Origin of the sequence: Erwinia sp. AnSW2-5 (genome assembly GCF_045107195.1) — a bacterium.
In the GTDB taxonomy this organism is placed as follows: domain Bacteria; phylum Pseudomonadota; class Gammaproteobacteria; order Enterobacterales; family Enterobacteriaceae; genus Erwinia.
In genome coordinates this window covers 194464-206703 of sequence record NZ_JBJGXA010000011.1, presented here as the reverse complement: position 1 = coordinate 206703, position 12240 = coordinate 194464, and the positions used below count along the sequence as shown (strand labels likewise).

The window sequence follows — 12240 nt, the reverse complement described above, 5'->3', positions numbered from 1 at the left end:
GCAACGAAATCTGTTTTTGTCGCTGAAAGGATAAAGTCGTCCTGGTACCATTTTTCAGGTGTTTTCTCTGGCAGACGACTGGAAAAGGAATTGATTACCATCAATAAGATAGAGACAGAATTGCCCCCTCCGTTATATCCTCACTGGCCGACACCAGAAGAAAGCAGTTTGCGACCAATAATAATAAAATAGGCGAAAACGGGAGAGATCACCGAATGCCACTATCTACCACCGTCAGGCGGCAGGTGACTCAGCCGCGCAAGATAGTTTGTCTCAGTGCATCCATAGGGTTTTTCTTTTTTCTACTGTTTCTGATCATTACGCTGACCGTCACCTGGAGCCGCCGATCCGCAGGGCACGATCGCCTCGCCAGCTATACGCAACGTTACGTTGCAAACGTATTCAACGAGTTGCAAGCCACCCTGCAACCGCTTCAGGTCTCCACCAGCGGCACCTGTGAAACCATACGCAACGATCTAACGCAACGCTCAGCCTTTACTGCCAATGTTCGCGCAATTTTACTGGTCAACGATCACCGTGCCTTTTGCTCATCGGCCACCGGTCCGATGCAAATGGATATCGTCGAGATCTCTCCCCATACCGATGTCAGAAACGCCACCGACATTCGCCTGATCCCCGGTACGCCAATGATGCGCCACAAACCCGCCATCGTGTTGTGGCTAAAAAATCCTGGTATGCCCGAAAGCGGTATTTTCACGACGCTCAATATTAATCTGACACCTTATTTACTGCTGGCCTCACGCGAGCAACAGATTAGCGGCATGGCAATCGTTGCGGGAGACAGTGCGATGACCACCTGGGATGAAGAAAGCGTGGTAAAACGCAGCGCGCTGCCGAAGCAACCACTGCGCAGCATTGCCATCCCTGGCTACCCAATCACGCTCTATCTGTACGGCGAAGCGCTGCCACGCCGCGATATCCATATTATCCTGCTGGCCGGGCTGCTGATGGGCGTGCTGATTACCTGCGGTTGTTTCCTGATGTTTACGCTGCGGCTGCGTTCCGGTAAAGAAATCATGCTGGGGATTAAGCGCGGAGAGTTTCATGTTGAATACCAGCCCGTGATCGAAACCCATAGCGGAAAATCCTACGGGCTGGAAGCGTTACTGCGCTGGACACATCCGACCGAGGGCCGCATCCCGCCCGATTCGTTTATCAGCTATGCCGAAGGGCAGAATCTGATTGTGCCGCTCACCCGTCACCTGTTTACTCTGGTGGCGCAGGATGCACACCACCTGTGTAAAGTGGTGCCGATTGGTACCCGAATAGGGGTTAACCTTTCACCGAATCATCTTGTGCACCCAGGCTTTCGTCAGGATGTGCTGGACTGGCTGGCAATGATGCCTGCGGGTCATTTTGAATATGTGTTTGAAATCACCGAGCGGGCGATGGTCAGTGAACAGGGTGCCGACGAGATATTCGACTGGATCCGTCAGCAGAATATCAGAATCGCCATTGATGATTTCGGTACCGGTCACAGCGCATTAATCTATCTGGAAAAATTCCAGTTTGATTATCTGAAAATCGACCGCGGTTTCGTACAAAGCATCGGTATGGAAACGGTCAACTCTCCGGTGCTGGACACCGTGCTGACGCTGGCGAAAAAACTCAATCTCAATACGGTCGCCGAAGGTGTTGAAACGGGCGAGCAGGCATTGTGGCTGATCAATCGCGGCGTGACCCATTTGCAGGGCTATCTGTTTAGTCGTCCACGTACCGTACCACAGCTTATTGAGTACTATCTTGAGCAACAAATGCCTGCTGTCAGTACAGGTTTAAAGGAATAACTGGCTGTCAAATAAGGCAAAAACCTTTACTATCATTGTGTCATCGTGGTTTTGCTGCCACGGCTGGCAAATATAACCGATTTGTCGCTGGTGGGAGCCTGCTGAAACCATGATTGTGCGTCTTGTTGCCTTTGCATTACTTAGCCTGTCTGCGGCCAGCGTGCAGGCAGAAAAAATTAATGAGAGCTACAGTTTCGCTCAACTGGGCGCGGCCAAATACGCTGCCGGGTTCACTCACTTTGATTATGCCAACCCGGCCGCACCGAAGGGGGGCAGCACGACGCTCTCCTCTATTGGTACCTTTGATAACTTCAACCGTTTCGCCATGCGCGGCAGCCCCGGCGTTGGCACAGACACGTTGTATGACCGCTTATTTACGTCATCTGATGACGAAGTCGGCAGCCTGTATCCATTGATTGCGGAATTTGCCCGTTACCCGGATGATTTCCGCTGGGTGGAAGTGACCCTCAATCCGCGGGCGCGTTTTCAGGATGGTTCACCGATTACCGCTGCGGATGTGGCCTTTACTTTCAATATGTTTATGACCCAGGGCGTGCCGCAGTATCGGGTGTTTTACAAAGGTGTGACGGCGAAAACTATTTCGCGCCTCACCGTACGCTTCGATCTGCCGAAAGGAGACCGCGATAAAATGCTGTCACTGATCTCCTCTCCCGTATTCCCAGAAAAATTCTGGAAAGATCATAAACTTGGCGAGCCACTGCCCTTCCCTCCTCTCTCCAGCGGGCCTTATCGCATTTCAGCATATAAAGTGGGCCAGTCGATAACGTATTCGCGGGTGAAAGATTACTGGGCAGCAGATTTACCGGTGAATAAAGGCCGCTACAACTTCGATACGATCCGCTACGACTATTACCTTGATGACAACGTCGCCTTTGAGGCCTTTAAAGCCGGTGCCTTTGATTTTCGTACCGAAGGGTCGGCCAAGAAATGGGCAACTCAATACAGCGGTTCGAATTTCGCACATGGCTATATCACTAAAGAACAGGTGCCGAATACCGTTGCCACAAACACCCAGTGGCTGGCGTTTAATACCCAGAAGCCTCAGTTTGCCGACCGTAAGGTACGCGAAGCTATGTCGCTGCTGTTTGACTTTGAATGGATGAACAAGGCCCTGTTTTATAATGCTTATAAACGCGTCGACAGCTATTTCCAGAACACCGAGTATGCCGCGCGCCATTACCCTGATGCCAAAGAGCTAGAGATCCTTGGCCCGTTAAAGGGGCAGTATCCGCAGGAGGTGATCGATAAGATCTATCAGCCTGCAAAATCTGACGGCACGGGTTATGACCGGGAAAAACTGTTGCAGGCGCTTGCGCTGCTGAAAGAGGCTGGCTGGGAGTTGAAAAACCAGCGGCTGGTCAACAGCAAGACGGGCAAACCCTTTGCTTTTGAGCTGTTGCTACGCAGCGGTGGTAACGATCAGTGGGTTCTTCCCTTCCAGCACAATCTGGCGCGTGTCGGCATTACCATGACGGTGCGTCAGGTGGACAGTTCGCAATATCTGGCCCGCCTGCGTAAACGTGACTTTGATATGCTGCCGACCGTTTATTCGGCCTTCCCCACGCCCGATACAGGTTTGCAGTTTTACTGGGCTACGTCCTATATGGACTCTACCTACAATACGCCAGGCGTGAGCAGTCCACTGCTTGATGAGCTGATCACCCGTATTAATCAGAATCAGGGGAATGCCGAGGCGCTGTTACCGTTGGGCCGCGTCCTGGATCGCGTGCTGCTGTGGAACTATTACATGATCCCAATGTGGTATACCGCTAACGATCGTTATGCTTACTGGAACAAGTTCTCAATGCCCGGCACGCGCCCGACCTATGCGCAGGGTTTTGATAACTGGTGGTACGATGTCAACAAAGCCGCACAGTTGCCGGCGCAACGTCGCTAAGGAGTCTGACTGTGGGTGCTTATCTGATTCGTCGTTTACTGCTGATTATCCCGACACTCTGGGCGATCATCACCATCAACTTTTTCATTGTGCAGATCGCACCGGGTGGCCCGGTGGATCAGGCGATTGCCAATATTGAGTTTGGCCAAACAACCGGCCTGCCGGGAGCAGGTGGCGAAGGCGCCGCTCACGGACGCAGCTCGCTTAATGCCGCGCCGGGTGACGGTCAGTACCGTGGTTCACGCGGTCTCGACCCGGAAGTCATTGCCGAGATAACCAAACGTTACGGCTTCGACAAACCCCTCCATGAGCGGTACTTCACCATGCTGTGGAACTACGTGCGCTTTGACTTTGGCGACAGCCTGTTCCGCAGCAGTTCAGTGATCCAGCTGATTAAAGAGAGCCTGCCGGTGTCGGTGACGCTCGGGCTATGGAGCACGTTGATTATTTATCTGGTATCAATACCTCTGGGGATAAAAAAGGCGGTCAGCTCCGGCAGCGCCTTTGACATCTGGAGCAGCACGCTGATCATCGTGGGTTACGCCATTCCGTCGTTCCTGTTCGGTATCATGCTGATTGTGCTGTTTGCCGGGGGCAGCTACCTCGACTGGTTCCCGCTGCGCGGGCTGGTTTCCCCGCAGTTTGATTCCCTGCCGTGGCATGGCAAAGTCACCGATTATCTCTGGCACATCTGTCTGCCGGTACTGGCAACGGTGATTGGCGGTTTCGCCACGCTCACCATGCTGACCAAAAACTCCTTTATGGATGAGATCCGCAAGCAGTATGTTGTTACCGCCCGCGCCAAGGGGCTGGACGAGAAAAAAATCCTGTATCGCCACGTGTTCCGTAACGCCATGCTGCTGGTGATTGCCGGGTTCCCGGCCACCTTTATCAGTTTGTTTTTCACCGGATCGCTGTTAATCGAAGTGATGTTCTCACTCAACGGGCTGGGATTACTGGGTTACGATGCCACTATCCAGCGCGATTATCCGGTGATGTTCGGCACGCTGTATATTTTCACCCTGATTGGCCTGCTGCTGAATATCCTGAGCGATATCACCTATACGCTGGTCGACCCGCGCATTGATTTTGAGGGCCGCTAATGAGCCGTTTAAACCCCATTAATCAGGCGCGCTGGGCGCGATTCCGACATAACCGCCGTGGCTACTGGTCGCTGTGGATCTTTGCCGTGCTGTTTATTCTTTGTCTTGGCGCAGAGCTGCTGGCCAATGATAAACCGCTGGTGGTGCATTATCAGGATCGGACTTACTTCCCGCTGCTGGTGAACTATCAGGAGAGTGATTTTGGTGGCCCGCTGGCGACCCCGGCCGACTACCAGGATCCGTGGCTGAAATCCCGTCTGGCTCAGAATGGCTGGGCCATCTGGGCACCGATCCGCTTTGGTGATGATACGATTAACTTCGCCAGCACCGTGCCCTTCCCTTCGCCACCCTCCAGCCAGAACTGGCTGGGGACCGATGCCAACGGTGGCGATGTGCTGGCACGCATTCTTTACGGCACGCGTATCTCCCTGCTGTTTGGTCTGATGCTGACCATTGTCTCCAGTGTGATTGGTATTTTCGCCGGGGCGGTGCAGGGCTATTTTGGCGGGCGGGTCGATCTCTGGGGGCAACGCTTTATTGAAGTCTGGTCCGGTATGCCAACGCTGTTCCTGATCATCCTGCTCTCCAGCGTCATTCAGCCTGGCTTCTGGTGGCTGCTGGGGATCACCGTGCTGTTTGGCTGGATGGGCCTGGTCGGCGTGGTACGTGCGGAATTCCTGCGTACCCGTAACTTCGACTATATCCGTGCCGCACAGGCAATGGGCGTGAGCGACTGGCGCATTATGTCACGCCATATGCTGCCCAATGCGATGGTCGCCACGCTGACCTACCTGCCCTTTATTCTCTGCGGCTCCATCACCACACTGACCTCGCTGGACTTCCTCGGCTTTGGTCTGCCGCTCGGTTCACCTTCGCTGGGCGAACTGCTGTTGCAGGGTAAAAATAATCTGCAAGCTCCCTGGCTAGGCCTGACCGCGTTCTTCTCACTGGCGATCCTGCTGTCGCTGTTAATCTTTATTGGTGAAGCCGTACGCGACGCCTTTGACCCCAGCAAGGTGTATTGATATGGCGCTACTCACGATTAAGGATCTCAGTATCGCTTTCCGCCAGAATGGCGAAGAACGCCGTGTTGTTGAGGGGTTGTCGTTGTCCGTGGATGCCGGTGAAACGCTGGCACTGGTGGGTGAGTCCGGTTCAGGGAAAAGTGTCACTGCCCTGTCGGTGATGCGTCTGCTGCCCACACCGCCGGTGGTCTATCCGCAGGGCGATATTCTGTTTGATGGAAAAAGCGTGCTGCACGCTGATGAACCTATGCTACGGGGCCTGCGCGGCAACCGCATCGCGATGATCTTCCAGGAACCGATGGTGTCGCTGAACCCACTGCACAATATCGAAAAACAGCTGTATGAGGTGCTGTCCCTGCATCGCGGCATGCGCCGAGAAGCCGCACGCGCTGAGATGCTAACCTGCCTCGACCGCGTGGGCATCCGCCAGGCCGCCAGTCGACTGAACGATTTCCCGCACCAGCTTTCCGGCGGTGAACGCCAGCGCGTGATGATTGCGATGGCGCTGCTGACGCAGCCTGAACTGCTGATCGCCGATGAGCCGACCACGGCACTGGATGTCACGGTGCAGGCGCAGATCCTCACCCTGCTGAAAGAGCTGAAGCAGGAGCTGAATATGGGGCTGCTGTTTATCACCCACAACCTGAATATTGTGCAGCGGCTGGCGGACAACGTCACCGTGATGCGCAACGGCCAAGGCGTGGAACATAACAGCACCCGTCAGCTTTTCAGCGCCCCTCAGCATGCGTACACACAGCAGTTGCTGAATGCTGAACCCGAAGGCCAGCCAGACCCCGCTGATGAACAGGCAGAACCGCTACTGCGCGTGGAAAACCTGGCCGTCGCATTCCCGATTAAACAGGGATTGATGAAGCGCACCGTTGGCTATCATCATGCGCTGAAGTCTCTGAGTTTCACCCTGCGGCCGGGAGAGAGCCTGGGGCTGGTGGGAGAATCCGGTTCCGGTAAGAGCACCACCGGGCTGGCGCTGCTGCGTTTGCTTGATTCTCAGGGGGAAATCTGGTTTAAGGATCAGCCTCTGCATCTGCTGAACCGCAAAAAAATGCTGCCCGTGCGGCGCCAGATTCAGGTGGTGTTCCAGGATCCTAACTCCTCACTCAACCCACGCCTGAACGTTTTGCAGATTATCGCCGAAGGTTTGCAGGTGCACCATCCTGAACTGAATGAAGCCGAACGTGAAATGCGAGTGATCACCGCGATGCAGGAAGTGGGGCTGGATCCTGAGACGCGTCAGCGTTACCCCTCTGAGTTTTCCGGCGGGCAGCGCCAGCGTGTGGCTATCGCCAGGGCATTGATCCTGCAACCACAGCTGATCATCCTCGACGAACCAACCTCTTCGCTTGATCGCTCGGTGCAAAAACAGATCCTGACACTGCTGAAGACGCTTCAGCAACAGCACCGTCTGGCCTATATCTTTATCAGCCATGATTTACGTGTTGTGCGGTCACTGTGTCATCAGGTGGTGGTGCTGCGTCAGGGGGAAGTGGTCGAACAGGGGAAATGTGAGCAGGTATTTAGCGCACCGCAGCAGAGCTACACGCAACAGTTACTGACGCTGGCCTGACGCGGCACCGCGTTCAGGCACTGCGATCGCTGAGAAAAGGTTCGGCAATACCCACGCCGAAACTTTTCAGTCGGCAGGTTGCTGCGCATTCATCATCACAATGGACAAAGAGACAAGGCTCCCCTTCCCACTCCGCCACCGAACACATCAGCTGAATTTCCGCCAGTGCTGACTCCAACTTCTGCATGGTTTCCCACGCCGACTCACCGTTATGACTCAACAGGCGCAGCCCGATGAGATCGTCTTCGCGACTCAGGCCATTAAGGTTCTGCACTTCAATGACCTGCCCGACAGGGCCGGCGCACCAGTGATAGCGTTGCGGCAGTCGATGTACCACTGAATGTTGTAACGTATTCACCACAGCTCCCCAGAGCGATTTTTAAACAATATTTTCACAAATAGTTCACAAGGTAAATCATCAATTCGAGATAACAGATTAACCTGTTAATTACTCTGACTATTTACCCATAGACAGATCATCGGCTGACATGAAAAAACACGTATCCGGATCCATTTTTGAGAGATATATCTCATTTATTTGTTATATTTACCGCGTTCGCCGGATGATAACAACCTTTTCCGCTGCAATTTTGTTACTTTTTTATGGGTGATTTTTTACAAAAAATCAACATGCTGAGCAGGGATTTAAGAGCGGGAGGGGGGATTGGGTATAAACATGCTATACGCCAGACAGTACAATTTCCCGTAGGGGTAGACGCTTTTTTCCGGTCGACCCGTGCCGATTGCGTGCACCACACGGGTAAGATCCGCTGTGCGGGCTGACCGAAACAGAGGGTCAGCCACTACATGACATCAGGCCGCAGAGGCCGATTTACGCGGTCGTGAAGCGTAGATAAATAACAAAATAGACGTGGTAGCGCAGATAAAGATAGCGCTGACCATTGGCCACGCGCTGGTGAAGGTGATGGTAGAGAGCAATGCACCTGCCAGTGCGCCCACGCCAAAGCGCAGCGTACCCGCCAGCGAGGATGCGGTTCCTGCCATATGCGGAAACTCTTCCAGAATCACCGCCATCGCATTAGACGACACCATCGCCACGCAGCCAATAAACATCGCCACGCCAAACACCAGCGGTATAAAACCAAGATTCAGCGCACTCACCACCACCAGCCAGACGCCCATAGAGAACTGGATCAGCAGCCCAAAACGGAACATCACCAGCGGGCCAAAGCGGCGCACACAGCGACTGTTAAGCAGCGTCATCAGGAACAGAAACACCACGTTCAGCGCGAAGTAATAGCCAAAATCCTGCGGCGAAATATGGTTCAGCTCGATATAGACAAACGGCCCGACGTTGAGGAATGAGAACAGCCCGGCGAACGAGAATCCGCTCGCCAGCATATAGCTGAACACGCGCTTGTGACGAAACAGCGAAAGAAAGTTACGCAATGTGGTACGCAGGCTGAACGGCTGGCGTTTGTCCTTCGGTAGCGTCTCCTTGATCTGGGTGACCACCAGCAGCGTGGTCACCACCGCTGCGGCAGAAATCGTCCAGAAGATCGCATGCCAGCTCCAGATCAGCAGCATCCAGCCACCGACAATCGGTGCCAGCAGTGGCGCGATGGTGGTGACCAGCATGACAAAGGACATCATGCGCGAAAACTCCTCTTTCGAGTAACTGTCACGCATTAATGCGCTGATCACCACACTGCCTGCGGCGGCAGACAAACCGTGCAGAAAACGCAGCGTGATCAACTGGTCAATAGTCTGCGCCAGTGCGCAGGCGGCAGCCGCAATGGCAAAAATCAGCGTTCCCGCCGCAATCACCGGTTTGCGACCAAAACTGTCGGCCAGCGGCCCGTAGATCAGCTGGCCCAGAGCAAAACCGAGAATATAGGCGTTCAGCGTCATCTGCACGCTGCCCGCGGATACTGAGAATTCGCGGGCAATCTGCGGTAAGGCAGGAAGATACATATCGATCGACAGCGGCATAAGCATCGCCAGCAGCCCGAGGATCACCACCAGTCCCATGGAGGAATTCTTATCTTTTGCCACTGACCTGCCTCTCTGATGGACAAAAATCAACTAACGTGTCAGCCCGACGCTGGCAATTTCTTCTGCGGTCAAAGGACGATATTCACCGGGTTCCATCTCTGCATCGAGTGCAATCGCACCAATACGTTCACGATGCAACCCCACCACATGGTTCCCCACGGCGGCAAACATCCGTTTCACCTGGTGATAGCGCCCTTCGCTGATGGTCAGACGCACCTGATGCGGATCAATCACTTCCAGCGTGGCAGGTTTGGTCAGTGTCTTCTCATTATGCAGCTGAACGCCGTCAGCAAACTGCTGTGCGGTATCCTCACTGAGTGGAGATTCCAGCGTAACCAGATAGGTTTTTTCACACTCATGGCGCGGAGACGTGATGCGGTGGGACCACTGACCATCATCGGTCATCAGCACCAGACCGGTGGTATCAATATCCAGACGCCCGGCGGCATGCAGTTTGTAAGCGGAAGGTTCTTCAAGGAAGAACAGCACCGTTGGGTGATCGGGATCTTCAGTGGAACAGACATAACCAACCGGCTTATTCAGCATAAAGTAGCGCGGTCCATGCTGCTGTTGCAGTGGATTGCCATCATATTCAACCGCGCTGTCCGGGTTCAGTTTAAATGCACTGTCGCGCACAACCTCACCGTCTACGGTCACTTTTTTTGCACGAATCTCACGCCCGGCGATGACACGGCTGACTTCCAGTTGCTGGCATATAAATTTATCAAGTCGCATTAACTCTGCACTGCCTGTAATTGTTTTGGAGTGGAAACTGACGATGATCGTCTTGTGATGTGGCGCAGAACGCTCATCAGGAATGGAACAGAGAGTATAGCGGCAGAAGGGGCTGAGGCACAGAGGGGATCGTATTCTTATGGCGCTTTCATGGCATAATGTTCCTTTATTGCTGCTTTACAGGTCTTCATGTCGTTCACCCTACGTCCCTATCAGCAGGAAGCCGTGGATGCCACCATCCGCTACTTCCGCCACTCTTCGCAACCTGCGGTTATTGTCCTGCCTACCGGAGCCGGTAAAAGCCTGGTGATTGCAGAACTGGCACGAGTGGCGCGCGGCCGCGTGCTGGTGCTGGCCCATGTGAAAGAGCTGGTGGCGCAGAACCACAGTAAATATCAGGCATACGGACTGGAGGCAGATATCTTCGCCGCCGGGTTACAGCGTAAAGAGAGTCATGCCAAGGTGGTATTTGGCAGCGTGCAGTCCGTGGCGCGGAATCTGGACCAGTTCAGTGCGGAATTCTCACTGCTGATCATCGACGAATGTCACCGCATCAGTGATGCCGACGATAGCCAGTACCAGCAAATTATCCATCAGCTGCGCCAGCATAACCCGCAGCTCCGGCTGCTGGGCCTGACCGCCACGCCGTATCGTCTGGGGAAAGGCTGGATTTATCAGTTCCATTATCATGGCATGGTCAGAGGCGACGAACGCGCCTTTTTCCGTGACTGCATCTATGAGCTGCCGTTGCGCTATATGATCAAACACGGCTTTCTGGTGCCGCCAGAGCGGCTGGATATGCCGGTGGTACAGTACGATTTCAGTCGTTTGCAGGCGCAGGAGAACGGCCTGTTTAGTGAGGCGGACCTTAACCGTGAACTGAAACAGCAGCAGCGGATCACGCCGCACATTATCCAGCAAATTGTTGAATTCGCCCAACAGCGCGAAGGCGTGATGATTTTCGCCGCCACGGTCGAACATGCGCGCGAAGTGTTGGGTCTGCTTCCGGGCAGTAAAGCGCTGATCAGTGCAGGCACCCCGGCCGCCGAGCGTGACGCGCTGATCGCCGCATTCAAAGCGCGTGAACTGCTGTATATGGTCAACGTGGCGGTGCTGACAACGGGGTTTGATGCTCCGCATGTTGATCTGATCGCCATTCTGCGCCCTACCGAGTCTGTCAGCCTGTATCAACAAATTGTCGGACGTGGGCTGCGCCTCAGCCCAGGTAAAACCGATTGTCTGATCCTCGACTATGCCGGAAACCCCCACGATCTGTTCACCCCGGAAGTCGGTGCGCCCAAGGGAAAAAGTGATAACCAGCCGGTGCAGGTGTTCTGCCCTGGCTGTGGTTTTGCCAATACCTTCTGGGGAAAAACCACCCAGGATGGCACCCTTATCGAACACTTTGGCCGTCGCTGCCAGGGCGTGCTGGAAGATGATGACGGGCTGCGCGAACAGTGTGATTACCGTTTTCGCTTTAAAAACTGCCCGCACTGTCATGCCGAAAATGATATTGCCGCTCGCCGCTGCCGGGAGTGTGATGCGATCCTCGTCGATCCGGACGATATGCTGAAAGCCGCACTGAAACTGAAAGATGCGCTGGTGTTGCGCTGTGCCGCGATGGTGCTGGAGAGCGGCAGTGACGACCAGGGCGAATGGCTGAAAGTGCGTTACTACGATGAAGAGGCCACCGAAGTCAGCGAGCGTTTTCGCTTAAAAACTCCGGCACAGCGCACCGCCTTTGAACAGCTGTTCCTGCGCCCGCATCAGCGTGCGCCCGGCGTCCCGCTGCGCTGGAAGAGTGCTGCCGACATCATTGCGCTTCAGCCGCTGCTGCGTCATCCCGATTTCGTCGTCGCACGTAAACAACGTCATTTCTGGCAGGTGCGCGAGAAAGTGTTTGATTACCAGGGACGTTTCCGCCGGGCCAACGAATTACGCTAAAACAGACGGATTACCGCTCCCGTCGGGCTTCCCGACTTAATACATTGCCTGAAAAGGCAAACCCGGGTATAATTCCGCCCGCTTTTAGCTGGCTTTGCCGGATAAA

Annotated in this window: 9 protein-coding genes; 6 read left to right on the top strand and 3 right to left on the bottom strand. The window is 54.4% G+C overall.

Annotated features, from left to right (window positions below; translation table 11 throughout):
• The first annotated feature begins 215 nt into the window (after nucleotides 1–215).
• The 5 genes from ACFL9S_RS10275 to yejF all read left to right on the top strand — a co-directional run bounded on the left by ACFL9S_RS10275 (nucleotide 216) and on the right by yejF (nucleotide 7439).
• Complete coding sequence (locus tag ACFL9S_RS10275; protein WP_405261765.1) at nucleotides 216–1808, top strand: cyclic di-GMP phosphodiesterase; 1593 nt, start codon at nucleotides 216–218, stop codon at nucleotides 1806–1808.
• A gap of 109 nt (nucleotides 1809–1917) precedes the next feature.
• Nucleotides 1918–3726, top strand: a complete 1809-nt coding sequence (locus ACFL9S_RS10270; protein ID WP_405261764.1) for an extracellular solute-binding protein — start codon at nucleotides 1918–1920, stop codon at nucleotides 3724–3726.
• Nucleotides 3727–3737: 11 nt separating this feature from the next.
• Entirely contained in the window at nucleotides 3738–4829 is a 1092-nt protein-coding gene (locus tag ACFL9S_RS10265; RefSeq protein WP_405261762.1) for a microcin C ABC transporter permease YejB, read from the top strand.
• Nucleotides 4829–5854 (top strand): microcin C ABC transporter permease, encoded by a 1026-nt coding sequence (locus ACFL9S_RS10260; RefSeq protein WP_405261761.1) that lies wholly within the window; start codon nucleotides 4829–4831, stop codon nucleotides 5852–5854. Before ACFL9S_RS10265 ends, ACFL9S_RS10260 begins: the two co-directional genes overlap by 1 nt.
• Before the next feature lies 1 nt (nucleotide 5855).
• A complete protein-coding gene (yejF, locus tag ACFL9S_RS10255) occupies nucleotides 5856–7439 on the top strand; it encodes a microcin C ABC transporter ATP-binding protein YejF (protein WP_405261760.1) in 1584 nt (527 codons plus the stop codon).
• A gap of 13 nt (nucleotides 7440–7452) precedes the next feature.
• On the opposite strand, the gene ACFL9S_RS10250 is transcribed toward yejF, so the two are convergent.
• From ACFL9S_RS10250 to rsuA, 3 genes are all read right to left on the bottom strand, one after another.
• Entirely contained in the window at nucleotides 7453–7797 is a 345-nt protein-coding gene (locus ACFL9S_RS10250; RefSeq protein ID WP_405261759.1) for a YejG family protein, read from the bottom strand.
• 455 nt (nucleotides 7798–8252) lie between these two features.
• The gene (locus ACFL9S_RS10245) at nucleotides 8253–9455 is read right to left on the bottom strand and encodes a Bcr/CflA family multidrug efflux MFS transporter (protein ID WP_405261758.1); all 1203 of its coding nucleotides are present in this window, start codon (nucleotides 9453–9455) and stop codon (nucleotides 8253–8255) included.
• Between the two features lie 30 nt (nucleotides 9456–9485).
• The gene (gene rsuA / locus ACFL9S_RS10240; protein WP_405261757.1) at nucleotides 9486–10190 is read right to left on the bottom strand and encodes a 16S rRNA pseudouridine(516) synthase RsuA; all 705 of its coding nucleotides are present in this window, start codon (nucleotides 10188–10190) and stop codon (nucleotides 9486–9488) included.
• A 189-nt stretch (nucleotides 10191–10379) separates the two neighbouring features.
• Between rsuA and ACFL9S_RS10235 the strand changes: the two genes are divergently transcribed.
• The gene (locus ACFL9S_RS10235) at nucleotides 10380–12134 is read left to right on the top strand and encodes a DEAD/DEAH box helicase (protein WP_405261756.1); all 1755 of its coding nucleotides are present in this window, start codon (nucleotides 10380–10382) and stop codon (nucleotides 12132–12134) included.
• Nucleotides 12135–12240 lie beyond the last annotated feature (106 nt).